The sequence below is a fragment of the Salinarimonas sp. NSM genome (assembly GCF_052380005.1).
Classification (GTDB): Bacteria; Pseudomonadota; Alphaproteobacteria; order Rhizobiales; family Beijerinckiaceae; genus Salinarimonas.
This window is the reverse complement of record NZ_JBQTCJ010000021.1, coordinates 1-22,107: the sequence shown is the minus strand read 5'-3', so window position 1 is coordinate 22,107 and position 22,107 is coordinate 1. Positions and strand designations below refer to the sequence as shown.

21 protein-coding genes are annotated in these 22,107 nt (G+C 71.2%); 4 read left to right on the top strand and 17 right to left on the bottom strand.

All coding sequences use genetic code 11. The features are described from left to right. Positions 1 to 14: 14 nt before the first annotated feature. From coaE to ACTZWW_RS09910, 4 genes are read right to left on the bottom strand one after another with little or no spacing between them, the layout of a single operon-like run. Positions 15 to 623 carry a dephospho-CoA kinase gene (coaE, locus tag ACTZWW_RS09925; RefSeq protein WP_444780788.1) on the bottom strand — a complete coding sequence of 203 codons (609 nt, stop codon included), beginning with the start codon at positions 621 to 623 and terminating at the stop codon, positions 15 to 17. After that, a complete protein-coding gene (locus tag ACTZWW_RS09920) occupies positions 620 to 1,477 on the bottom strand; it encodes a shikimate dehydrogenase (RefSeq protein ID WP_444780787.1) in 858 nt (285 codons plus the stop codon). Before ACTZWW_RS09920 ends, coaE begins: the two co-directional genes overlap by 4 nt. Positions 1,478 to 1,521: 44 nt before the next feature. Beyond that, positions 1,522 to 2,145: a Maf family protein gene (locus tag ACTZWW_RS09915; RefSeq protein WP_444780786.1), complete on the bottom strand. Its 624-nt coding sequence runs from the start codon at positions 2,143 to 2,145 to the stop codon at positions 1,522 to 1,524. Between the two features lie 19 nt (positions 2,146 to 2,164). Beyond that, positions 2,165 to 2,995 (bottom strand): pyruvate, water dikinase regulatory protein, encoded by an 831-nt coding sequence (locus ACTZWW_RS09910; protein WP_444780785.1) that lies wholly within the window; start codon positions 2,993 to 2,995, stop codon positions 2,165 to 2,167. A gap of 420 nt (positions 2,996 to 3,415) precedes the next feature. Between ACTZWW_RS09910 and hemE the strand changes: the two genes are divergently transcribed. The 3 genes from hemE (at position 3,416) to rho (ending at position 6,415) form a co-directional block, all read left to right on the top strand. Next, the gene (hemE, locus tag ACTZWW_RS09905) at positions 3,416 to 4,453 is read left to right on the top strand and encodes a uroporphyrinogen decarboxylase (protein WP_444780784.1); all 1,038 of its coding nucleotides are present in this window, start codon (positions 3,416 to 3,418) and stop codon (positions 4,451 to 4,453) included. Positions 4,454 to 4,462: 9 nt separating this feature from the next. After that, positions 4,463 to 4,897, top strand: coding sequence for a protoporphyrinogen oxidase HemJ (gene hemJ / locus ACTZWW_RS09900; protein WP_444780783.1), 435 nt, complete (start codon positions 4,463 to 4,465; stop codon positions 4,895 to 4,897). A gap of 192 nt (positions 4,898 to 5,089) precedes the next feature. Further along, complete coding sequence (gene rho, locus ACTZWW_RS09895; RefSeq protein ID WP_029032109.1) at positions 5,090 to 6,415, top strand: transcription termination factor Rho; 1,326 nt, start codon at positions 5,090 to 5,092, stop codon at positions 6,413 to 6,415. Positions 6,416 to 6,588: 173 nt separating this feature from the next. Here the strand turns inward: rho and ACTZWW_RS09890 are convergent, their stop codons facing one another. From ACTZWW_RS09890 to leuS, 10 genes are all read right to left on the bottom strand, one after another. Then, positions 6,589 to 7,179, bottom strand: a complete 591-nt coding sequence (locus ACTZWW_RS09890) for an NAD(P)H-dependent oxidoreductase (RefSeq protein WP_444780782.1) — start codon at positions 7,177 to 7,179, stop codon at positions 6,589 to 6,591. Then, a complete protein-coding gene (locus ACTZWW_RS09885; protein ID WP_444780781.1) occupies positions 7,179 to 7,760 on the bottom strand; it encodes an NAD(P)H-dependent oxidoreductase in 582 nt (193 codons plus the stop codon). Before ACTZWW_RS09885 ends, ACTZWW_RS09890 begins: the two co-directional genes overlap by 1 nt. A 254-nt stretch (positions 7,761 to 8,014) precedes the next feature. Continuing rightward, a complete protein-coding gene (locus ACTZWW_RS09880) occupies positions 8,015 to 9,430 on the bottom strand; it encodes an FAD-binding oxidoreductase (protein ID WP_444780780.1) in 1,416 nt (471 codons plus the stop codon). A gap of 36 nt (positions 9,431 to 9,466) precedes the next feature. Continuing rightward, positions 9,467 to 10,840, bottom strand: a complete 1,374-nt coding sequence (locus ACTZWW_RS09875; RefSeq protein WP_444780779.1) for a cytosine deaminase — start codon at positions 10,838 to 10,840, stop codon at positions 9,467 to 9,469. Then, the gene (locus tag ACTZWW_RS09870; RefSeq protein WP_444780827.1) at positions 10,841 to 11,710 is read right to left on the bottom strand and encodes an ABC transporter permease; all 870 of its coding nucleotides are present in this window, start codon (positions 11,708 to 11,710) and stop codon (positions 10,841 to 10,843) included. Positions 11,711 to 11,771: 61 nt separating this feature from the next. Continuing rightward, positions 11,772 to 12,617 (bottom strand): ABC transporter ATP-binding protein, encoded by an 846-nt coding sequence (locus tag ACTZWW_RS09865; RefSeq protein ID WP_444780778.1) that lies wholly within the window; start codon positions 12,615 to 12,617, stop codon positions 11,772 to 11,774. 109 nt (positions 12,618 to 12,726) lie between these two features. After that, positions 12,727 to 13,752, bottom strand: a complete 1,026-nt coding sequence (locus ACTZWW_RS09860; RefSeq protein WP_444780777.1) for an ABC transporter substrate-binding protein — start codon at positions 13,750 to 13,752, stop codon at positions 12,727 to 12,729. Positions 13,753 to 13,931: 179 nt separating this feature from the next. Next, entirely contained in the window at positions 13,932 to 14,963 is a 1,032-nt protein-coding gene (gene holA, locus ACTZWW_RS09855) for a DNA polymerase III subunit delta (protein WP_444780776.1), read from the bottom strand. A gap of 7 nt (positions 14,964 to 14,970) precedes the next feature. Next, complete coding sequence (locus ACTZWW_RS09850; RefSeq protein WP_444780775.1) at positions 14,971 to 15,579, bottom strand: hypothetical protein; 609 nt, start codon at positions 15,577 to 15,579, stop codon at positions 14,971 to 14,973. Next, a complete protein-coding gene (gene leuS / locus ACTZWW_RS09845; RefSeq protein WP_444780774.1) occupies positions 15,566 to 18,199 on the bottom strand; it encodes a leucine--tRNA ligase in 2,634 nt (877 codons plus the stop codon). The genes ACTZWW_RS09850 and leuS overlap by 14 nt, the downstream gene beginning before the upstream one ends. A gap of 180 nt (positions 18,200 to 18,379) precedes the next feature. Here leuS and ACTZWW_RS09840 point away from each other — a divergent pair, with 180 nt between their 5' ends. Beyond that, positions 18,380 to 19,096, top strand: a complete 717-nt coding sequence (locus ACTZWW_RS09840) for a YggS family pyridoxal phosphate-dependent enzyme (RefSeq protein ID WP_444780826.1) — start codon at positions 18,380 to 18,382, stop codon at positions 19,094 to 19,096. 162 nt (positions 19,097 to 19,258) lie between these two features. On the opposite strand, the gene ACTZWW_RS09835 is transcribed toward ACTZWW_RS09840, so the two are convergent. From ACTZWW_RS09835 to rsmG, 3 genes are read right to left on the bottom strand one after another with little or no spacing between them, the layout of a single operon-like run. Continuing rightward, a complete protein-coding gene (locus ACTZWW_RS09835; protein ID WP_444780773.1) occupies positions 19,259 to 20,143 on the bottom strand; it encodes a ParB/RepB/Spo0J family partition protein in 885 nt (294 codons plus the stop codon). A gap of 23 nt (positions 20,144 to 20,166) precedes the next feature. Further along, a complete protein-coding gene (locus ACTZWW_RS09830; protein ID WP_444780772.1) occupies positions 20,167 to 21,102 on the bottom strand; it encodes a ParA family protein in 936 nt (311 codons plus the stop codon). 16 nt (positions 21,103 to 21,118) lie between these two features. Further along, on the bottom strand, positions 21,119 to 21,775 hold the full coding sequence (rsmG, locus tag ACTZWW_RS09825; RefSeq protein ID WP_444780771.1) for a 16S rRNA (guanine(527)-N(7))-methyltransferase RsmG: 657 nt from the start codon (positions 21,773 to 21,775) through the stop codon (positions 21,119 to 21,121). Positions 21,776 to 22,107 lie beyond the last annotated feature (332 nt).

The following is a 22,107-nucleotide window of genomic DNA, read 5'->3' as shown; positions in this document are numbered from 1 at the left end:
CCGCCAGGCTCTGGTCAGGGGCGCGCCGCGCGGCCGTGACGGCCGGCGAGCGCCCGCACGATATCGCGGACCTGCCGCTCGGCGGAAGGGAAGCCGCGGCTCGTATCCACCAGGAAATGCGCCCGCCGGCGCTTTTCCACGTCCGGCACCTGCCGGGCGAGGATGCCGGCGAGCTTCTCCTCCGTCATCCCCGGGCGCGCCAGCACCCGCGCGCGCTGGACCGCCTCCGGCGCCGTGACCACGCAGACCGCGTCGCACAGGCGCTCGCTCCCGGTCTCGAGGAGGAGCGGCACGTCGAGCACCGCGAGCGGCGCGCCGGACGCCCGCGCCCGCCCGAGGAAGGCCTCCCGCTCGGCCGAGACGAGCGGGTGGACGATGGCCTCGAGCCGCGCCATCGCCTCGGGCCTGCCGATCACCATCGGCCCGAGCGCGGCTCGGTCGACGACGCCGCCCTTCGTCGCGCCGGGGAACGCCGCCTCGATCGCCGGCGCGGCCGCTCCCGCGTAGAGCCGGTGCACCGTCGCGTCGGCGTCGTGCACCGGCGCGCCGGCGCGGCGGAACATCGCCGCGGTCGCCGACTTGCCCATGCCGATCGAGCCGGTGAGGCCGAGGACGAAGGTCATCGCCGGACGCTCTCCACCGACGGCCGCGCGAGATCCGCCTCGACGAGTGCGCGCAGCTCCGGCGTCACCTCCGGACGCCGGCCGAACCACCGCGCGAAGCCGGGCACCGCCTGGTGCAGCAGCATCCCGAGCCCATCCACCGTGGCGAGACCGCGCGCGCGCGCCGTGCGCAGGAGATCCGTCTCCAGCGGGGCGTAGACGATGTCCGCGACGGCCGCCCCTTCGGGCAGCGCGGCGAGGTCGAGCGCGAGCGGATCCTTGCCGGTCATCCCGAGCGAGGTGGCGTTGACGAGGAGGTCGATCCCCCCGAGCGCCCGCTCCACCTCGGCGAAGGGCAGCGCGGCCACCCGCCGCGGGTCGAAGCCCAGGATCGGCGCCGCCTTCTCCACGTCCCGCGCCGCGACGACGACCCGCGCGAGCCCCCGGTCGAGGAGCCCCGCCGCCACCGCCCGCGCCGCGCCGCCGGCACCGAGCACCAGCGCCCGCGGGTGGCGTGCCTCCCACCCCGCGCCCAGCGCCGCGTCGAGGCTCTCGACGAAGCCGGTGACGTCGGTGTTGTCGCCGGCCAGGACCCCATCCTCCAGCCACACCGTATTGACCGCCCGCAGCCGCTGCGCCCGGGCGCTCGGGGCATCGACGAGGCGGAAGGCGGCCTCCTTGTGGGGGATCGTGACGTTGCCGCCGACGTAGCCGTCGCGCGCGAGCCCGCGCAGGAAGCCGGGGAAGGCGTCGGGCGCGACGTCGACGCGCTCGTAGCTGCCGGCGATGCCCATGCGCTCCAGCCAATGGCCGTGGATCAGCGGCGAGCGGGAATGGGCGATCGGATGCCCGGCGACGAAGGCTCTCGGCGGCATGGTCTCTCTCGGCGTCCAGGTCTGCGTCGAAGAGGAAGGCGGCGTCACAGCGCGAGCGCTCCCAGGTCGCGAAAGGCGGCGAGCAGCGGCAGGATCGGCAGGCCGAGGATCGTCGCATGATCCCCCTCGACCCGTGCGAAGAGGTGGGCGCCGACGCCTTCGAGCTGGTAGCCGCCCACGCTGGTCGTCACAGCCTCACCGGCGCTCGCGAGATAGAGGTCGATCGCGTCCGCGTCGAGCGGGCGCATGACGAGCCGCGCGGTCTCGACGAAGGCGGCGACGACGGCGCCGTCGCGGGCGATCGCCACGCCGGAATGGAGCGCGTGCGTGCGCCCGGCCAGCGCCGCGATCTGCGCCCGCGCCTCCTCCCGCGAGGCGGGCTTGTGGAAGAGCCTCTCGCCCAGCGCCAGGGTCTGGTCGGCGCCGATCACGAGAGCGCCGGGCCGCGCGCCCGAGACCGACAGCGCCTTCTGGCGGGCTAGGAGCACCGCCAGCGCGTCGGGCGCGAGACCCTCGGCCCGGGCGCCCGCCTCGATCGCGCGCTCGTCCACCTCCGGCCGCACGGTCTCGAAGGGCAGCCCGGTCGAGGCCAGCAGCGCGCGGCGCGTCGCCGAGGTCGAGGCGAGGACGAGGGGGGCGGGATCGCGCCAGAGGCGGGCGTTGCTCATCGATCGATCTCCCCGGCCCTCACGTCGCGATGAACTTCATGCGATGGGCGCGGTAGTGCTCGAGGATCGCCGCCGCCGTCTCCTCGATCGAGCGGCGCGTCACGTCGATCACCGGCCAGTGCTTGCGGGCGAAGAGCTTGCGCGAGTAGGCGATCTCCTCGGTCACCCGGTCCTTGTCCGCGTAGTCGGATTCGTCCGACGCGTTGAGCGAGAGGAGCCGGTTCTGGCGGATCTGCACGATGCGCTCCGGGCTCGCGACGAGGCCGACGAAGAGCGGCTTCCTGGCGTTCTCGATCTGGGGCGGCAGCGGCACGTTCGGGACGAGCGGGATGTTGGCGGTCTTGAGCCCGCGGTTGGCGAGATAGATTGCGGTGGGCGTCTTCGAGGTGCGCGAGACGCCGATCAGCACCACGTCGGCCTCCTCGATGTCGGTCGGCAACTGGCCATCGTCGTGGAAGAGGGTGAAGTTCATCGCGTCGATGCGCTTGAAGTAGTCGGCGTTGAGCATGTGCTGCGCCCCAGGCCGCGCCGTCGAGGCCGCGCCGAGGTAGGATTGCAGCAGCGCGTGCACCGGCGAGAGCACGGAGAGCGCCGGCGAGCCGTTCTCGCGGCAGGATTCCTCCAGCCGCTGGGCGAGGTCCTGCTCCACGAGCGTGTAGAGCACGATGCCGGGGGCCGCCTCGATCTCGGCGATCACCCGCTCGAGCTGCGTCCCGGAGCGCACCAGCGGGTAGACGTGCTCGATGGCGGAGACGCCCTCGTACTGCGCCGCCACCGCGCGGGCGACGGTGATCAGCGTCTCGCCCGTCGAATCGGAGACGAGATGCAGGTGGAAGTAGCTTCGCGCCAAGGGCCCGCCTCCTTCGCCGTGACGTCCTCGCCGTCCCCAGGCCGACGGTCGGGGGAGTCGATGAGTGTGGATAAAGCCCCCCGGCGTGCGGGTCCAGCCGGAGGCCTGTGGAGGACGCCTCCATACCGTCAACACCGGATGTTCTGGGGAAGCCCGCGGCGGCTATGGTGGGAAATGCGGGCGCGGGGTGCGCGGCCGGGCCGGACGCCGGCGCATCGGGATCGTTAACGTTCTGTTAAGGTTTGCGATTCCGGATTCGCTGGACGACCGCGTCAACCCTTTCTCAACCCTTCCATGGCGGGCCCCGCATGTGGAGCGGCTGTGGACGGTGTTGCGGCAGCCCTGTACCCCTGCCAAGCAGAAACAGGATTCGATTCTAGAAAGAATTTCTGATTTGAGAGGGAAGGGGGAGGAACGCGGATGACCGAGAAGCCGGCACGCAAGCTGATGCGGGTGCTCGACGGCGAGGCCGTCTGGCCGCAGCCGATATGGCTGATGCGCCAGGCCGGGCGATACCTGCCCGAGTACAAGAAAACCCGCGCCACGGCCGGCGGGTTCCTGGCCATGTGCTACGATCCGGATTTCGCGGTGGAGGTGACCCTCCAGCCGATCCGGCGCTTCGGCTTCGACGCCTCGATCCTGTTCTCCGACATCCTCGTCGTCCCCCACGCGCTCGGCCAGGAGGTCTGGTTCGAGGAGGGCGAGGGTCCGCGGCTCACGCCCATCTCCACGCTGGACGACGTGCGGCGGCTGGGCGAGGGGCGCGACCCGCTCGAGCACCTCGCGCCGGTCATCGAGACCGTGCGGCGGCTGCGGGCCGAGCTGCCGGCGGAGACGACGCTGCTCGGATTCTGCGGCGCGCCCTGGACGCTGGCGAGCTACATGATCGCCGGGCGCTCCAGCCCCGAGCAGGCGCCCCTGCGGCTGGCCGCCTACCGTGATCCCGCCTTTCTCGCGGCACTGATCGAGAGGCTCGTCGAGACCTCGATCCGTTACCTCGTCGCGCAGATCGACGCCGGCGCGGACGCGGTGCAGATCTTCGAGAGCATGGGCACGAGCCTGCCGCCCTCGATGGTCGAGAGCGTCTCGCTCGGCCCGCTGCGGCGCATCGTCGAGGGCGTGAAGGCGGCGCGTCCGCAGGCCAAGGCGATCGTCTTCGTGCGCGGCGGCGGGCATCTCCACCGCCTCGCCGCGGCGGGCTTCGCGGATGCTGTCGGCATCGACTGGCAGACGGACGTCGCCGAGGCCGTGGCGCGCCTGCCGGCGGGCCTCGCGAGCCAGGGCAACCTCGATCCGCAGGCGCTCGTCGCCGGCGGGCGGGCGCTGGAGGAGGGCATCGATGCGATCCTCGCGGCGACCCGCGGGCGCCCGCACGTGTTCAACCTCGGCCACGGCATCGAGAAGGACACGCCGATTCCCCACGTCGAGGCGATGATCGCCCGCGTGCGCGGCAGCTGACGCGACCCCATGCTCGACGGATATCTCTGGCTCAAGAGCCTGCACGTCATCGCCATCATCGCCTGGATGGCGGGGCTGCTCTACCTGCCGCGGCTGTTCGTCTACCACACGGGCGCGAAGCCTGGAACCGAGCAGTCCGAGACCTTCAAGGTGATGGAGCGCCGGCTCTTGAAGGCGATCACGACGCCGGCGATGCTCGTCGCAGTGGTGACGGGGCTCTGGCTCGCCTTCCTCGGCGGCTGGTGGAGCGAGGGCTGGCTGCACGGCAAGCTGCTGCTGGTCCTCGGCCTTCTCGTCTCGCATCACCTGATGGGGCGCTACGTGAAGGCCTTCGCGGCGGACGCCAACGACAAGTCCTCGAAGTTCTTCAGGGTCTTCAACGAGGCGCCGACACTCCTGATGATCGGCATCGTCATCCTCGTGATCGTGAAACCGATTCTCTAGTGAAGGCGTTTTGGGGTTGAGCGTCGCGGGAAAACGCGATATGCAGCCCTACCCTCCCCTCGAGTGACAGGTCGCGCTTCCCCTCGGGCGATCCGGTCCCGGCTCCTTCGCCGGCAACCGTCCCGCGAAGCGGTGTCTCACCACCGACCCGGCCCGAACCGCCCTGTCGCCTCGCCTCAGCGCGAACGCCCCATGATCGAAGACGACATCATCAACGCACCGATCCGCGAGACCTCGGACACGGCTCCCGCCATGCGGGAGATCAAGCTCCAGGATCTCAAGTCGAAGACCGCGACCGAGCTCACCACCTTCGCGGAGGAGCTCGAGGTCGAGAACGCCAGCACCATGCGCAAGCAGGAGCTGATGTTCGCGATTCTCAAGCAGCTCGCCGCCCGCGAGGTCGAGATCATCGGCGAGGGCGTGGTCGAGACCCTGCAGGACGGCTTTGGCTTCCTGCGCTCGTCGGACTCGAACTACCTGCCCGGCCCCGACGACATCTACATCTCGCCCTCGCAGATCCGCCGCTTCGGGCTGCGCACCGGCGACACGGTCGAGGGCCCGATCCGGGGGCCGAAGGAAGGTGAGCGCTACTTCGCGCTGCTCAAGGTCAACACGGTCAATTTCGAGGATCCCGAGAAGATCCGCCACAAGGTCCACTTCGACAACCTGACACCGCTCTACCCGACCGAGCGGCTCAAGCTCGAGCAGCAGGACCCGACGCGCAAGGACTACTCCGCGCGAATCATCGACATCGTCTCGCCGATCGGCAAGGGCCAGCGCGGCCTCATCGTCGCGCCGCCGCGCACCGGCAAGACTGTGCTGATGCAGAACATCGCGCAGTCGATCACCACGAATCACCCCGAGTGCTACCTCATCGTGCTGCTCATCGACGAGCGGCCGGAGGAGGTCACCGACATGCAGCGCTCGGTGAAGGGCGAGGTCATCGCCTCGACCTTCGACGAGCCGGCGGTGCGCCACGTCCAGGTGGCGGAGATGGTGATCGAGAAGGCCAAGCGCCTCGTCGAGCACGGCCGCGACGTGGTCATCCTGCTCGATTCGATCACGCGCCTGGGCCGCGCCTACAACACGGTGGTCCCGTCCTCGGGCAAGGTGCTCACCGGCGGCGTCGACGCCAACGCGCTGCAGCGCCCCAAGCGCTTCTTCGGCGCGGCGCGCAACATCGAGGAGGGCGGCTCGCTGACCATCATCGCCACCGCGCTGATCGACACCGGCTCGCGCATGGACGAGGTGATCTTCGAGGAGTTCAAGGGCACCGGCAATTCCGAGATCATCCTCGACCGCAAGGTGGCCGACAAGCGCACCTTCCCGGCGCTGGACATCACCCGCTCCGGCACCCGCAAGGAGGAGCTGCTCGTCCCGCCCGACCAGCTCAAGAAGACCTACGTCCTGCGCCGCATCCTCAACCCGATGGGCACGGTCGACGCCATCGAGTTCCTGCTCGACAAGCTGCGCGCCACGAAGTCGAACGGCGAGTTCTTCGATTCGATGAACACCTGATTTCGTGCCGAACGGCGGATGAAGGCCGCAACCCGCCTCCTCCCCGCAGGGGAGGACGGAGGCCGAAGGCCGGAGGGTGGGGAGGGCGGCGATGCCGCTCGCCAGGAAGACACGAACGGCCCCACCGCCCGCGCTTCGCGCGGACTCCTCCCCTCCGGGTAAGAACGACCGCCTCAGCCCAGCCGCGTCAGCCGTGCGGCCACCCGGTCGAGATACCGCTCGCGATCGGCGGCGCTCGCCGAGTCCATCTCGTGCAGCCCCATCCAGAACGTGCGGCAGCCCTTCGCGCACAGCACGCCCAGCCCGGTGAGCAGCATGCGCCGGCCGGGCATGCCCATGAGCCACCACCACCAGCGCGGCGCGCCGAGCGTCGAGATCGCGCCGAGCACGCGGATGTTCGTCAAGACCCGCGTGATCGGCCGCCCCGGCTGCGGCATGCCGAACGTGGCGTGGGGCACGAAGACCCGCTCGACGAAGCCCTTCAGCATCGCCGGCGGACCGTACCACCAGGTCGGGAAGACGAAGATCAGCGCCTCGCACGCCTTCAGCCGGGCGAGATGGCCCGCCACCGGCACCTCGTTGACGCCGGCCTCGTGGTAGACCCGCCGCTCGTCCGCCGAGAGGACCGGGTCGAAGCCCTCGGCGTAGAGATCGAGCAGATCCACGGCATGCCCGCCGGCCTCGAGCGCGGCGACCGCGCGGTCGCGCACGGCCGCGTTGAAGCTCTCCGGGACCGGGTGGCAGTAGACCAGGAGAACGCGCATCACACCCCCGAGAGCGTCGCCGCGACCCGCTTCAGGAAGGCCTCGCGGCTCTCGGGCGTGGCGTTGTTCATGTCGTAATGCGCGAGATAGGCGGTGCGTGCGGTCGGAGCCGCGAGCACCCGCAGCATGCGCATGACGCAGCGCCGCGGCGGATCGCCCATCAGGAACGCGCGCCAGCGCGTGGCGCCGTAGGTCGTCACCGACATCAGGACCCGGATGTTGCGCAAGGCGGGCGCCACCTTGCCGTCGGCGATGACGAAGCTGACACCCGGCAGGAAGACACGGTCGAGGAAGCCCTTGAGGATCGCCGGGAAGCCGAAGTTCCAGACCGGGTTGACCAGCACGAGCCCGTCCGCCGCCTCGAGCCGCCGGACGTAGTCCTCCACCGGCGCGCGGTTCGAGGGCGTCTCGTGGTAGCCCCGCCGCTCGGCACAGGAGAGGACCGGGTCGAAGCCCTCCGCGTAGAGGTCGCAATCGTCGACCTCGTGGCCGCGGGCGGTCAGCGTCTCGACGACGGTCCGGTGGAGGGCCGCGACGTAGCTCTCCGGGTCGGGGTGGGCGTAGAGGACGAGGATGCGCATGTCAGGGCGTCCTCCCCTCTCCGGCGAGCGAAGGACGCCCCGCCCCGCCGATGAAGGGCGATCGGGAGCTCCCCTCTCCCTCGTGGAGAGGGGTGGGGGGTGTGGGGCGTTCGGGATGAGGCTCGGCATGGATGCCGACGGGCGTCGGCGGAGCGCTGCATCGGCGTGGAGCCTGTTCTGCCCGCCCCACACCCCCGGCCCCTCTCCACGAGGGAGAGGGGAGAGCCTCCATCGGCGTCTCGACGGCCCTCATCTCACCCCTCCGCCAGCGCGCGGAACAGGAAGGTCTTGCCCGAGCGGTAGTCGTAGCTCGGGTCCTCCCAGGCGATCATCTTGCCGGGGTTGAGCAGGCCCTGCGGGTCGGCCTCCTGCTTGAAGGCGAGCTGGACCGCGTCGGTCTGCTTCATGCCGCCCTCCTCCAGCGTGTAGCGGTGCGGGTTGAAGATCGGCGCGCCCATCTCCTCGTGGATCGCCATGATCTCCTCGAGCCGCTCCTCGCTGGTGAAGCGCACCAGTGGCAGGCCGAAGCAGGTGACCTTGCCGTCGAACTTCACGAACTCGAGGTGGGCGGGCAGTTCCTCGCCGAAGCGCTCGTGGATCTTCGTGACGAGCTCGACCTGGTTCGGGAACGGGTAGAGGACCTGCAGGTAGGTGATCGTCGGGTCGTCGCGCAGGGCCCGGAGCGTCGTGTGGTTCCACGACAGCTCGAACACCGGGGGCAGTCCCTTGAGGTCCTCCACTGGCAGCGTGTCGTTGCGGAACAGAAGCTCCGCGCCGCGATGGCGCCCGGCCACCGCGAGGTAGGACGAGAGCGCGAAGTCGGCGACCATCGCGAGGACGAGATGCTTCTCGCGCGGCAGGTACTTGCGATGGCGCTTGAAATGGTCGTGCGGCACCGGCGCCGCGACGACCGCGAGCTCCTTGAGCAGGAGCCCGTCCTGCTCGCCGGCGGCATTGGCGAACTCGGTCGCGGCCCTCAGGCTCTCGAAGCCGTGGATGACGTCCACCCAGGCGTAGGCCGGCGCGAGCGGCATCTCGACCCTGGTGATGATGCCGTTGGTGCCGTAGGCGTGCGAGACCTTGTGCAGGTCGTCGCCGGTCAGCGTCAGCACCCGCGGGCTCGCCTCCATGGTCACCACCTCGAGCGAGATGATGTTGCCCGCGTCCCGCAGCCCGCCCCAGCGGATCGAGCCGACGCCGCCCGACCCGCCGGCGACGAAACCGCCGATCGAGGCGGTGTGGTAGGTCGACGGGTGCAGCCGCATCTCCTGGCGGGAATGCGCGCGGGTCTCCTTGTCGATCGCGGCGATCACCGCGCCCGGCTCGGCGACGACGCGGCCGTGATGGATCTCCTGGACCGCGCAGAAGAGCGACAGGTCGAGCACGATGCCGCCCGACAGCGGCATCGCCTGGCCGTAGTTGCCGGTCCCCGTCCCCCGCGGCGTCACCGGAATGCCGAGCGCGTGCGCGGCGGAAAGGGTGCGCACGACCTCGTCGCGGGAGCGCGGGAAGACCACGATCTCGCCGGTGACCGCGTCGAGCTGGCGCTTGAGGATGGGGGAGTACCAGTAGAAGTCCCGGCTCTTCTGCTTGACGAGGGCGGGGTTGCGCTCGGTCCTGATGCCGTCGAGGCGCCTCTCGAGGGCGTCGATGTCGTAGCGGGCGCTCATGGTCACTCCTGCGGGGGCACGCGGTCTTCGTATCGGTCAGCGGTGCATCAGGTCGTCGAGCTCGGAATAGTCCGGCGGGCCGGAGGCGAGCGGGCGGCCGGCGGCGACGACGATGCGGTCGGATTGCGGGCGCGACAGGAGCTCGTCCATCGAGCGGGCGCGCAGGAGGACGAAATCGGCGGCGTCCCCCGCCTCCAGCCGCCCGGCGCGGTCGAGGCCCATGACGTCGGCCGGGGTCGCCGCGATCGTCCGCAGCCAGCGGTGCCCGGAATGGTCCAGATGCAGGATGCGCGTCGCCTCGCGGAAGACCTCGACGAGGTCGAGGTCGCCGTAGGCGTAGAACGGGTCGCGGGTGTTGTCGGAGGCGACCATCACCGGCACGCCGGCGGCCGCGAGCTCGTGCAGCGGCGCCACCCCACGCATCCGCGGGGTGCGGCCGGAGTGCCGATCCTGGAGGTACATGTTGCACATCGGCAGGGAAACGACGGCGATACGCGCCTGCGCCACCTTGTCGATCACCCGCGCCGCCTCGTCCGCCTCCATCGCCGCCAGCGCGCAGCAATGGCCGGCGAGGATGCGCCCGGGGAAGCGGTTGCGGATCGCGGCGTCGGCGATCCGCTCGAGCGTGCGCGCCTCCGGCGCGAGGCTCTCGTCGACGTGCAGGTCGAGGTCGAGCCCCTCCGCCGCGGCGGTCTTCATCAGGATGTCGAGCGCGGTATCGACCCGCGCGTCCGGCGCCGTTCCGAGGAAGGTCACCGCGCCGAGCACGCCCTCGTAGCGGGCCGTGGTCGAGACGATCTCGTGGAACTGGTGCGGGTCCTCGTGGATCAGGTCGAGCGGGAACAGCGACACGCCTTGGAGCGCGATGATGCCGCGCCAGGTCTCGCGCATCTCGGCGAAGACCGGCCAGGAGATCGCCGTCTGGCGCCCGCCCGAATCGATGTGCGTGCGCAGCGCCCCCGTGCCGTGGGCGAGCGCGCAGCGCAGGGAGAAGTCCATCCGCCGCGCCACGTCCTGCGCGCTCCAGTGCGCGTCCCGGTCGGCGGCGACGGCGGAGAGCGCGCCGGGGAAGGTGCCGTCGGGGTTGGGGCGGCGCGGCCAGATGTGGCCCTTGTCGATGTGGGTGTGCACGTCGACGAGCCGCGGCAGCAGGATGCGCCCGCCGAGATCCACCCGCGGCAGGTCGTCCCCGTCGAGGTGGAAGCCCCCGGCGGGCCCGATCCCGGCGATGCGCCCGTCCTCCACCACGAGATCTATGCGTGCGAACCCCTCCGCGTCGCCCGCCACGCCCGAGGCCTGGAGGAGGCACAGCGGCGCCCGCGCGTTCTCGATGCGCCAGGAATGCGCCTCGACGACCTCTCGCGGGAGGGCGACCGCCGGGCCTGTGCGCGTGGCGAAGGGATCGGTCATTCAGCGCTCCTCGGCGATCGCGCTCTCGTGCCAGCGCCGCAGCAGGAGATGCGAGACCGCGGACAGGGTGAGGAAGATCACGACGCCCGTCAGCGACAGGAGCGCCAGCGCCGCGAACAGGCGGGGAATGTTGAGCCGGAACTGGCTCTCCAGGATGCGGTAGGCGAGGCCCGACCCGGCGCCGGCGGAGCCCGCCGCGATCTCGGCGACGACCGCGCCGATCAGCGCTAGGCCCCCGGCGATCTTGAGGCCGGCGAGGAAGTAGGGCAGGGCGGCGGGCCGGCGCAGGTACCACAGCGCCTTGACCCGCGACAGGAAGCGCCCGAGCCAGGGCGGCGCCCAGCGCGGCTTCGTCGCCCCGTAGAGATCGAACAGCTCGAGCAGGTTGCGGTCGACCGATTGCAGCCCGAGCGTCGTGTTCGACAGGATCGGGAAGAAGGCGACGATCCAGGCGCAGGTGAGGACCGCCGCCTCCTGCGGCATGTAGATCAGCAGCAGCGGCGAGATGGCGACGACGGGCGTCACCTGCAGCACCACGGCATAGGGGTAGAGCGAGTACTCGACGAGCCGCGACAGCGACAGGAGCACCGCGAGGCCGACGCCCCCCGCGACCGCCAGCGCGAGGCCGAGGAAGGTCGTCTTCAGCGTTTGGAGCAGCGAGGCCCACAGCACCGGCCAGTCGGCGATCATGGTCTCCATGATCCGGCTCGGCGCCGGCAGGATGTAGTGCGGGACCTCGTACGCGACGACCCAGCGCTCCCAGCCGAGGACGACGAGGGCGAAGAGCCCGAGCGGGAGGGCGACGCGCAGCAGGCGCGCCGGCTCGGGCCGGCTCGCGGGTGCCGGGCCGTCCTTCGCCGGAGCCCGCATCTCCACGGCGGGTCCCGCCGGTGCGGCGGCGTTCGCCTCGCTCATGGCGCTCCCCTCCCCATCAGTGATCCGCGTGCGCCGGATCGGTGTCGTCGGCCGGGCCCATCGCCTCGTGCAGCGCCGCGCTCGCCTCGCGGCAGAGCGTGCCGTAGAGCGGTGTCGTCCGGAAGGCCTCGCTGCGCGGCGTCGGCGCCGCGACCGGGATCTCGGCGACGATCCGTCCCGGCCGCGCCGCCATCACCACGATGCGGGTCGACAGGTAGACGCTCTCGTAGACCGAGTGCGTGACGAAGACCACGGTGCAGCCGAACTCCCGCTGCAGGCGCAGGAGGTCGTCGTTGAGCTTGAAGCGGGTGATCTCGTCGAGCGCCGCGAAGGGTTCGTCCATCAAGAGGATGCGCGGGCGCAGCGACAGGGCGCGGGCGATCGAGACGCGCATCTTCATGCCGCCCGACAGCTCCCGCGGATAGGCGTGCGCGAACCTGGAGAGACCGACGAGATCGAGGCTCGACGCAATGGCGTCCGCCGCGTCGCGGCGCGAGACGCCGCGCAGGCGCAGCGGCAGGAAGACGTTGTCGGCGACGGTCGCCCACGGCATCAGCGTCGGCTCTTGGAAGACGAAGCCGATTTCCCCGCGATGATCCTCCGCGCTCCCACCGCCCGTCCAGGCGACGTCGCCCCGCGAGGCGGGGATGAGCCCCGCGAGGATGCGCAGCGCCGTCGACTTGCCGCAGCCGGAGGGGCCGAGCAGCGAGACGAACTCGTTCTCGCGGATGTCGAGGTCGAGGCCGGAGAGCGCGAGCGTGCCGTTGGCGAAGGTCTTGTCGATGCCGCGCAGGGCGACGAGCGTGGCACTCCCCGATTGCGCGTCCGAGGAACGGCTCCTCGGCGGAGGCGGTGACGTCATGGCCTGTATCGCGCTCATCGGCTGCTGCCGCTGCTCCCCTCGATCATCCTGGCGTCGACGGACCTCCCCGGCCATGCCGCCGGAGAGGACCGATTCCGCACAGGCCGGCTCACTGCGCCGGACGCAGCTCCAGGCCGACGCCCTTGTTGACGAAGTCGAGCGTGTAGGACTGCTCGTAGTCCAGGTCCGCGGGGAAGAGGCCGGCCTCGACCATCTTGCCGAAGAAGCTCTCCATGCGCGCGTCCGTCATGGCGCCGATGCCGAGCTCCAGCGCGTCGCCCGAATCGACGATGCCGTACTCCTTCATCTTCTCGATGGAATAGGCGATCTGGTCGTCCGTCATCTCGGGGTTGTCGGCCTTGATCATCTCGTTGGCGGCGGCGTTGTCGCCGTAGAGGTAGTTGTACCAGCCGATGGCCGAGCCGTCGACGAAGCACTGGACCACCTCGGGCTCCTGCTCCACCAACTCGCGGCGCGTCTCGATCGTGGTCGAGTAGGTGTCGAAGCCGAAGTCCGCCAGCAGGAAGACGTTGGGCGTGAATCCCGCCTCGCGCTCCACCGCGAGCGGCTCGGAGGTGAGGTAGCCCTGCTGCACCGCGTCCGTGTCGGCGATGAAGGGCGCCGGGTTGAACGTGTAGGGCTTCACCTGCTCCTCGGTGAAGCCGTACTCGGTGACGAGCCACTGGTAGAAGGTCGCCTGGCCCTCGCGCCCGACGTAGATCGACTGCGAGTTCTTCAGGCTCTCGAACGTGTCGTGCACGCCCGGATGCGACATCAGGATCTGCGGCTCCTTCTGGAAGCTCGCCGCCACGACCAGCGTCGGGATTTCCTCCTGGATGGCCGAGAAGGCCTGGATCATGTTGCCGCCCATGTAGAAGTCGATGCGGCCGACCGGCAGGAGCATCCGGTTGTTCGCCTGCGGGCCGCCCGGCACGATCTCCACGGAGAGCCCGCAGGCCTCGTAGGTGCCGTCGGCGACGGCCTGGTAGTAGCCGCCGTGCTCGGCCTGGGCGACCCAGTTGGTGCCGAAGCGCACCTCGCGGAGATCGCCGCTCTGGGCGAGCGCCGGAGCGGCGGCGAGGAGAGCGAGCGTGGAGGCTGCGACCGCGCGCCTCGCAGTGGAAGAAAGCGTCATCGTTGCCTATCCCTGCCGGTTCGAATGCTCAAAGCGTGGGCATGCCCGCCGCACCGACCCGCATCCTCGCGAGCCCGGCTCCGCTTGGCAAGGGGCGTGCCGAAGGGGCGTGCCGAAGGGGCCTGCCGAAGGGGCGTGCCGAGGTTACGGCGGAAGGCCGCGTCCCGCGGTCCGGCGTCTCAGCGGTTCGCGCGTTGCGCGGCGGTGCGGGCGATGTCGACGACGAGGCGCTCGGTCAGCGGGTCGGCGAGGTCGGCGGAGCGGCGCGTGGCGAGCACGGTGTCCTGGATGCGCGCGACGAGGCGTCGCAGCAGGTCGGGCGTCCACAGGGCGAGATGCTTCGTCACGAGCGGCTTGCGCTTGAAGTGGAGCCCCCGCCAGCCCTCCACGGCGCTCGCGGGCGCGGAGCCGGCGGCGACGTCGAGGGCGAGCGGCAGCAGCGTCGTGGCGTGGCCGAGCAGCGGGGTGAGAATGCCGGTCGCGCTGGTCCCCTCCAGGCGCAGGCGCCGCAGGGCCTCGTCGGCCTGCCGCACGGCGCCGGCGAAGGCGGCGTCCGTCACGACGCTCGCCTGGAGCCCGGACACGTCGCTGAGCACCGCCTCGAGATCGGCGGCGGTGACGGCGCCGCTGCCGTGGCAATAGAGCACGAGCTTGTCGAGCTCGGAGCGGGTGGCGAGCCGGTCGCCGCCGAGGCTCTCGACGAGGAGCGTGCGTGTGTCCCGGTCGATCGCGAGCCCGGCTGCGCGCAGCGCGTCGTCGACGACCTGGGAGAGGTTTCGGCCCTCGTCGGCGTAGCAGGGGATCGCCAGCGCGCGGGGCGCCTTCTCGCACGCCGTACGCAGGGGGGACGTCTTGGCGAGGTCGCCGGCCTCGACGACGACGAGGGCGTCGCTCGTGGGGATCGCGAGCACCGCCTCGACCGCGGGCGCGAGGTTCTTCGACGTCGGGCGGACCCACACGGCGCGGCGCCCGCCGAACATGGCGATGGTGCCCGCCTCGTCTGCGAGCCGGCCGGGATCCCCGGCGATTCCGTCCCCGTCGAGCTTCACCAGCTGGAAGGGGTCCTCCGGGTCGGAGACGGCGGCCCGGGCGACGGACCGCGCCCGCTCGGCGACGAGGCCCGTGTCGGGCCCGTAGAGCAGCACGACCGCCACCCGCGGGTCGATCCGCTTGAGCGCGCCCTCGGCATCGGCGGCCTTGACCGCGACCATGCCGCGCTCAGCCGGTCGGGGGGACGGGCGCGGCGACGGCGGGTGCGGGCTCGGGCGCCGTCCGCAGTGCGATGGAGACGCGGGTGCGGATCTCCTCGGCCAGGCGCTTGGCGAGACGGATGCGCGCATCGCGCCCGGCGCGGACGGCGGCGAAGCGCTGCACGGTCCGCTCGTAGGTGACGACCGCGTTCACCGTGGCGCTGTCGACCACGGTGGCGCCCTCTGCGGTCGCGAGCGTGTAGGTGGCGGAGCCGACCAGGCTGGCGACGCTCGCCCGCAGGGTCACCGCGTCGACGATCGGCACCCGGACGACGGCGCGTGCCTGGACCGCGAGCGTGAAGGCGCGCGGCCCTTCGGTCGTCGGCCGGCCCGTACCGTCGAGCGCGAAGACCAGCTCCTGGCGCAGGTAGTGGGCCAGCACCTCCTCCCCCGGCTCGACCTTCACCGGCTCGACGGCGACCTGCCGCAGCAGGTCCTCGACGGTCTCGCCCGTCGCGGCGGTGCCGTAGAGCGGCCGCAGGCAGCCGGCGAGGGGGAGAGCCGCGAGGCAGGCGAGCCCGGCGAGCACCGCGCGGCGGGTGGGCGCGACGGCGGCGCGATCCTTAGGCGACGACATTCACGATCCTCTGCGGGACGACGATGACCTTGCGCACGGGACGCCCTTCGATCGCACGCTGCACGTTCTCGTGCGCCAGCGCGGCGGCCTCGATGGCCTCCGTTCCGGCGTCGCGCGCGACGGCGATGTCCGCGCGCTTCTTGCCGTTGACCTGGACCGGCAGGACGATGGTGTCCTCGACGAGAAGGTCCCGCTCGACCGCCGGCCAGGCGGCGTCCGCGACGAAGCCGTCCCGGCCGAGCACGCGCCAGCATTCCTCGGCGAGGTGCGGCATCATCGGCGCGACGAGCTGGACGAGCACGCCCAGCGCCTCCCGCATGGACAAGGCGAGATCCGGCGCCGGAGCCGAGCCGTCCTTCGCGCCCTCCTTGGGCGCTGCGCCGGAGATCGCGTTCGCCAGCTCGTAGATCTTCGCCACGGCCACGTTGAAGCGCAGCCCCTCGATCGCCTCCTCGACGGCGGCGAGCGTGCGGTGGGTCGCCTTGCGCAGGGCCATCGCATCGTCGCCGAGCGTCTCGGGGCGCGGCGCGGCGCGATCGCCGAGCGGCGTCTCGTTGACGAGCCGCCAGACGCGCTGGACGAAGCGATAGGCGCCCTGCGCCCCCTCCTCCGTCCAGATCACGTCGCGCTCGGGCGGCGAATCGGAGAGGACGAACCAGCGTGCGGCGTCGGCGCCGAAGCTGTCGAGGATGTGCTCCGGGTCGATGACGTTCTTCTTCGACTTCGACATCTTCTCGATGGAGCCGATCGTGACGGGCTCGCCCGTTTTCACGTGGAACGCGCGGCGCTCGCCGTCGACCGTCTCGATGCGCACGTCGATCGGCATGACCCAGCGGCCGCCCGCGTCCTTGTAGGTCTCGTGCACCACCATGCCCTGGGTGAACAGGCCGCGGAACGGCTCGTCCAGGCTCAGGTGGCCGCACTTGCGCATGGCGCGCGTGAAGAAGCGCGAATAGAGCAGGTGCAGGATCGCGTGCTCGATACCGCCGATGTACTGGTCCACCGGCAGCCAGCCGTCGGCTTCCTTCGGGTCCGTCGGCCGGTCCGCGAGATGCGGATCGGTGAAGCGGGCGAAGTACCAGGACGAATCGACGAACGTGTCCATCGTGTCCGTCTCGCGCCGCGCCGCGCCGCCGCAGCGCGGGCAGGACACGTCCCGCCAGGTCGGATGCCGGTCGAGCGGGTTGCCCGGCTTGTCGAAGGCGATGTCCTCCGGCAGCGTCACGGGCAGGCTCTCGCGCGGTGCCGGCACGACGCCGCAGGCGTCGCAGTGGATCACCGGGATCGGGCAGCCCCAGTAGCGCTGGCGCGAGATGCCCCAGTCGCGCAGGCGGAAGTTCACCTTGCGCGTCGCCACGGGCCGTTCGCCGAGGCTCTCCGCCTCCAGGCGCGCGGCCACCGCCTCCTTCGCCTGGGCGATGGAGAGCCCGTCGAGGAAGCGCGAGTTGATCAGCCGCCCTTCGCCGACATAGGCCTCGTCGCCGATCGAGAAGCTCGCCGGGTCCGCATCCGGCGGGCAGACGACGGCGGTGGCGCCCAGATCGTACTTGCGGGCGAAGTCGAGGTCGCGCTGGTCGTGGCCCGGGCAGCCGAAGATCGCGCCCGTGCCGTACTCCATCAGGATGAAGTTCGCGACGTAGACCGGAAGCGTCCAGGACGGGTCGAACGGGTGCACCGCGCGGATGCCGGTGTCGTAGCCCAGCTTCTCCGCCGTCTCGATCGCCTCCGCCGACGTGCCCATGCGCCGGCACTCCTCCGCGAAGGCGGCGAGCTTCGGGTCGCGCGCGGCGGCGGCCTTGGCGAGCGGATGGTCGGGCGCGAGCGCCATGAACTTCGCGCCGAAGAGGGTGTCGGGCCGCGTCGTGAAGATCTCGAGATCCGTCGCGCCCTCGGGGGCGGTGGCCGCATCCAGCGCGAAGCGCACCATCAGGCCTTCCGAGCGGCCGATCCAGTTGCGCTGCATCAGCCGGACCTTGTCCGGCCAGCGCTCGAGCCCGTCGAGCGCCTCGAGCAGCTCCTCCGAATAGTCGGTGATCTTCAGGAACCACTGCGTCAGCTCGCGCTGCTCGACGAGCGCGCCGGAGCGCCAGCCGCGCCCATCGATCACCTGCTCGTTGGCGAGCACGGTCTGGTCGACCGGGTCCCAGTTCACCTTCGCCGTCTTGCGGTCGACGAGGCCGGCCTCGAGGAAGTCGAGGAACATGGCCTGCTGGTGCTTGTAGTAGGACGGATCGCAGGTCGCGATCTCGCGCGACCAGTCGAGCGACAGGCCCATGGACTGGAGCTGCCCGCGCATCGTGGCGATGTTCCTGTAGGTCCATTCCTTGGGGTGGACCTTGTTCTCCATCGCCGCGTTCTCGGCGGGCATGCCGAACGCGTCCCACCCCATCGGGTGGAGGACGTTGAAGCCCCGGGCGCGCTTGTAGCGCGCCACGACGTCGCCCATGGCGTAGTTGCGCACGTGGCCCATGTGGATGCGCCCGGACGGGTACGGGAACATCTCGAGCACGTAGTAGCGCGGCCGAGGATCGTCGTTGCGGGTGCGGAACGTCTCGGCTTCCGCCCATTCCGCCTGCCACCGGGGCTCGGAGTCCTTGGGATTGTAGCGCTCGGCCTTCATCGCGGGGTCGATCTGGCGTGTCCTGTGGGAGATGTGGCAGGATGGCGCTTAGAGACGGCGCGCGCCATCATGCGCCGCCGACGCGAGCCCGCGACGCGGGGGCAATTGGGCACGAAAGGGCGCGCCGGTCAACGGGTTCGGGCGCGCCGGAGGGAGCGGACGGGCATGGATTCGACAGGCATGGGCGCGGAGGCCTTCGCGGCTGCGCGGGCGCGGGCCGGCGCGGCGACCGTCGAGCGGCTGCGGCAGGTGGAGGCGGCGATCGCCCGCGCCGCGCGTGACGCCGGCCGCGATCCGGCCGCGGTGACGCTCGTCGCCGTCTCGAAGACCTACGACGCCGACGGCATCGCCCCCGTGCTCGCCGCCGGCCACCGCGTGTTCGGCGAGAACTACGTGCAGGAGGCCAAGGGCAAGTGGCCCGGCCTGCGCGAAGCCTACCCGGACGCCGAGGTGCACCTCATCGGCCCCCTCCAGTCCAACAAGGCCCGCGACGCGGTGGCCCTGTTCGACGCCATCCAGACGCTCGACCGTCCCTCGCTCGCTCAGGCGCTCGCCAAGGAGATCGCCCGCGCGCGCGAGGCCGGCGCCCGCGTCCCGCGGCTCTATGTCCAGGTGAACACCGGCGAGGAGCCGCAGAAGGGCGGCGTCGCGCCCGGCGAGGCGGACGCCTTCGTCGCGGCGTGCCGCGAGACCCACGGCCTGGCGATCGAGGGCCTGATGTGCATCCCCCCCGCCGACAACCCGCCCTCCCCCCACTTCGCGCTCCTCGCCGAGATCGCGAAGCGCAACGGACTGCGGGAGCTCTCCATGGGCATGAGCGCGGATTTCGGCGCCGCCATCCAGATGGGCGCCACCATGGTCCGCGTCGGCAGCGCCATCTTCGGCGCCCGCGGCTGAGCCGTTCCCGCCCTACCGGTCGATGGACACGTCTGCGGACGCTGCGCCGAAGCACGGATCCCGCGACGTGTAGTCGAGGCGTTTTCCTTCCCTGCAGGGGAAGGACAGGGTATGCCGGCGTCCTGCGGCGGGGGCCCCCGGCGCGACGCCTTCCGCTTCGCCTCAGCCGCCCCGCAGCCGCCGGCAGAGCATGTCCAGCTGCTCCAGGCTGTCGTAGCGGATGCGGACCTCGCCGCTGGGCGCGCCGGGCTTCGCCGCGATGGCCACGTCGAGGCCCAGCGTCTCGGCGAGCGCCTGCTCCAGCGCCCGGGTGTCGGCGTCCTTCTCCGTACGCGGGCGACCGCCGCGCGCGCCGGGCGCGGCCTCCTCGTCGCGGGCGAGGCGCTCGACGTCGCGGACGTTGAGGCCCTGCGCGACGATGCGCTCGGCGGCGCCCTCCGGGTCCTTCACGGCGAGCAGCGCGCGGGCGTGGCCGGCGCTGATGGTGCCCGAGGAAAGCTTGTCCTGCACGCTCTTGGGCAGCTTGAGGAGCCGCAGGGTGTTGGCCACGTGCGATCGGCTCTTGCCGATCACCTGGCCGAGATCGGCCTGGGAATAGCCGAACTCGGCGATGAGCTTCTCGTAGCCCGCGGCTTCCTCCAGCGCGTTGAGGTCCGTGCGCTGGACGTTCTCGACGATGGCGTACTCGAGCGAGAGCCGGTCGTCCGCCTCGACGACGACGATCGGCACCTCGTGCAGGCCGGCGCGCTGGCCGGCGCGCCAGCGCCGCTCGCCGGCGATGATCTCGTACGCGTCCTCGAGCCCGCGCAGCGAGCGCACCACGATCGGCTGGATGATGCCGCGCTCGCGGATGGACTGGGCGAGGTCCTCGAGGTCGCTCTCGGCGAAGGACTTGCGCGGGTTGCGCGGATTGGGCCGCAGGAACTCGATCGGCACGCGGCGCTGGCCGCGGCCGCGCTCGACCACGCCCTCGTCGTCGTCCCCCATGTCGCCGATGAGCGCCGCGAGGCCGCGGCCGAGCCGCAGGCGCTGTCCCTCTTCCGCCATGGTCTTTTCCCCGGGTCCGTGTCTCAGGCCGCCTTGAGCGTGCGTTCGCGCTGGATGATCTCGGAGGCGAGCCGCAGGTAGGCCTGGCTGCCCGAGCACTTGAGGTCGTAGAGGAGGACCGGCTTGCCGTAGGACGGCGCCTCCGAGACCCGCACGTTGCGCGGGATCATGGTCTCGTAGACCTTGCCGCCCATGAAGGAGCGGACGTCCGCCACCACTTGGTTCGACAGGTTGTTGCGCGGGTCGAACATGGTGAGCACCACGCCCTGGATGGTGAGGCGCGGGTTGAGGTTGTCGCGCACCTGCTCGACCGTCTTGAGCAGCTGGCTCAGCCCCTCGAGCGCGAAGAACTCGCATTGCAGCGGCACCAGCACCGAATCGGACGCCGCCAGGGCGTTGATCGTCAAGAGGTTCAGCGATGGCGGGCAGTCGATCAGGATGTAGGTGAAGGGCTCGGCCCGGAGCGCGTCGCCGAGCGCGAGCCCGTCGACGGCGAGCTTGAGCCGGTGGGCGCGGTTGCGGGCGGAGGCGATCTCCAGCTCGACGCCGAGCAGGTCCAGCGTCGAGGGGGCGAGGTGCAGGCGTGGCACCGCGGTCTCGCGGATGGCCGAGCGCAGCTCCGCCTCGCCGGTGAGGACGTGGTAGGTCGAGACGCGGCGCTGCTTGCGCTCGATGCCGAGCCCGGTCGAGGCGTTGCCCTGCGGGTCGAGATCGATGACCAGCACCTTCTCGCCGATCGCCGCCAGCGCCGTGCCGAGGTTGATCGCCGTCGTGGTCTTGCCGACGCCGCCCTTCTGGTTGGCGAGCGCGAGCACGCGGGGGCGGGCGTGCGGGCGACGGGCCTCGCGCTGCGGCGCCGCGTCCGTGGCCTCGCGGCCCTGCACCGGCGCCTCGAGAAGGGCCTCGTCGCCGGCCGGCACGTCGCTCGTCACGTCGTCCACGAAGGTGTCGCTGGTCATGATCGGTCTGTCCTGGTCAGTCGATCCGGGACGCGTCGTCCCGGGAGAGCCAGCGGATCCGCAGGATGCGCGCGCGCGAATCGGTGCGGCTCGGGATCTCCTCGATGGCGACTGTCCGGGATTTCGCGAGGGCGGTCAATTCGCTCTCGACGCCGGCGCCCTTGGGGAACAGGCCGATCGCGCCGGTTTTCAACAGCTCCTCGCTCCAGCCCAGCAGCGTGTCGAGCGGCGCCAGCGCCCGGGCGGAGACCACCTGCGCCGCGCCGGCGAAGCCCGAGACCACGTCCTCGATGCGCCCGTCGTGGACCCGCACCGGCGCCTGCGCCAGCCGCGCCACGTGCCTGAGGAAGGCGCACTTGCGGGCGTTCGCCTCGACGAGGTCCATGCGGAAGCCGGGACGATCCGCCAGCGCGATGGCGACGACGAGCCCGGGAAAGCCGGCGCCGGAGCCGAGATCGACCCAGCGTGTCGCTCCCGGCGGTGCGAGATCGACCAGCTGGAGCGAATCGGCGACGTGCCGGGTCCAGACCTCGTCGAGAGTCCGCGGCCCGACCAGGTTCTTGACCGGCTGCCAGCGCCGCAGCTCCGCCACGAGGATCTCGAGGCGCGCGCGGGTTTCACGTGAAACGGAGTAGGCGGCGAGGGCGGCGTCGGGCGAATCGGAAGCGGGCATGAGACGTATGTGACCGGCGAACATCGCGGCGTAAAGCCCATCCGTGAATGTCGCCCTCCGCCGTCCTCCCCCCCCCTCGTGGCTGGTCGATGCACACATCTTCATTCGCCTGTCCCGGCTCTGGACGACCGGCGCTGGCGCCCCTGTCCTTCCCCGTAGGGGAAGGTGGCTCGGCGAAGCCGAGACGGATGGGGCGCGCGAAGCGCGTTCGGCGCAGCCGAAGAGCGACGGCGGCAGCGGAAACCGAGGCTTCCGCTTCGCGGATCGCGTCGCGGGGTCTGTTCGGACCGGATATATCCCTGACGGAATGGACCGGTTGAGTGGTTGACAGT

What these genes read in the sequence shown, in the direction of transcription:
- ACTZWW_RS09920 (WP_444780787.1), bottom strand. Translation starts at nt 1,477, where the DNA reads ATGCCGCCGAGAGCCTTCGTCGCCGGGCATCCGATCGCCCATTCCCGC.
- coaE (WP_444780788.1), bottom strand. Translation starts at nt 623, where the DNA reads ATGACCTTCGTCCTCGGCCTCACCGGCTCGATCGGCATGGGCAAGTCG.
- ACTZWW_RS09885 (WP_444780781.1), bottom strand. Translation starts at nt 7,760, where the DNA reads ATGCGCATCCTCGTCCTCTACGCCCACCCCGACCCGGAGAGCTACGTC.
- ACTZWW_RS09875 (WP_444780779.1), bottom strand. Translation starts at nt 10,840, where the DNA reads ATGACCGATCCCTTCGCCACGCGCACAGGCCCGGCGGTCGCCCTCCCG.
- leuS (WP_444780774.1), bottom strand. Translation starts at nt 18,199, where the DNA reads ATGAAGGCCGAGCGCTACAATCCCAAGGACTCCGAGCCCCGGTGGCAG.
- ACTZWW_RS09880 (WP_444780780.1), bottom strand. Translation starts at nt 9,430, where the DNA reads ATGAGCGCCCGCTACGACATCGACGCCCTCGAGAGGCGCCTCGACGGC.
- ACTZWW_RS09830 (WP_444780772.1), bottom strand. Translation starts at nt 21,102, where the DNA reads ATGACCAGCGACACCTTCGTGGACGACGTGACGAGCGACGTGCCGGCC.
- ACTZWW_RS09860 (WP_444780777.1), bottom strand. Translation starts at nt 13,752, where the DNA reads ATGACGCTTTCTTCCACTGCGAGGCGCGCGGTCGCAGCCTCCACGCTC.
- ACTZWW_RS09915 (WP_444780786.1), bottom strand. Translation starts at nt 2,145, where the DNA reads ATGAGCAACGCCCGCCTCTGGCGCGATCCCGCCCCCCTCGTCCTCGCC.
- hemE (WP_444780784.1), top strand. Translation starts at nt 3,416, where the DNA reads ATGACCGAGAAGCCGGCACGCAAGCTGATGCGGGTGCTCGACGGCGAG.
- holA (WP_444780776.1), bottom strand. Translation starts at nt 14,963, where the DNA reads ATGGTCGCGGTCAAGGCCGCCGATGCCGAGGGCGCGCTCAAGCGGATC.
- hemJ (WP_444780783.1), top strand. Translation starts at nt 4,463, where the DNA reads ATGCTCGACGGATATCTCTGGCTCAAGAGCCTGCACGTCATCGCCATC.
- ACTZWW_RS09865 (WP_444780778.1), bottom strand. Translation starts at nt 12,617, where the DNA reads ATGACGTCACCGCCTCCGCCGAGGAGCCGTTCCTCGGACGCGCAATCG.
- ACTZWW_RS09850 (WP_444780775.1), bottom strand. Translation starts at nt 15,579, where the DNA reads ATGTCGTCGCCTAAGGATCGCGCCGCCGTCGCGCCCACCCGCCGCGCG.
- ACTZWW_RS09870 (WP_444780827.1), bottom strand. Translation starts at nt 11,710, where the DNA reads ATGCGGGCTCCGGCGAAGGACGGCCCGGCACCCGCGAGCCGGCCCGAG.
- ACTZWW_RS09835 (WP_444780773.1), bottom strand. Translation starts at nt 20,143, where the DNA reads ATGGCGGAAGAGGGACAGCGCCTGCGGCTCGGCCGCGGCCTCGCGGCG.
- rsmG (WP_444780771.1), bottom strand. Translation starts at nt 21,775, where the DNA reads ATGCCCGCTTCCGATTCGCCCGACGCCGCCCTCGCCGCCTACTCCGTT.
- ACTZWW_RS09840 (WP_444780826.1), top strand. Translation starts at nt 18,380, where the DNA reads ATGGGCGCGGAGGCCTTCGCGGCTGCGCGGGCGCGGGCCGGCGCGGCG.
- ACTZWW_RS09890 (WP_444780782.1), bottom strand. Translation starts at nt 7,179, where the DNA reads ATGCGCGTTCTCCTGGTCTACTGCCACCCGGTCCCGGAGAGCTTCAAC.
- rho (WP_029032109.1), top strand. Translation starts at nt 5,090, where the DNA reads ATGATCGAAGACGACATCATCAACGCACCGATCCGCGAGACCTCGGAC.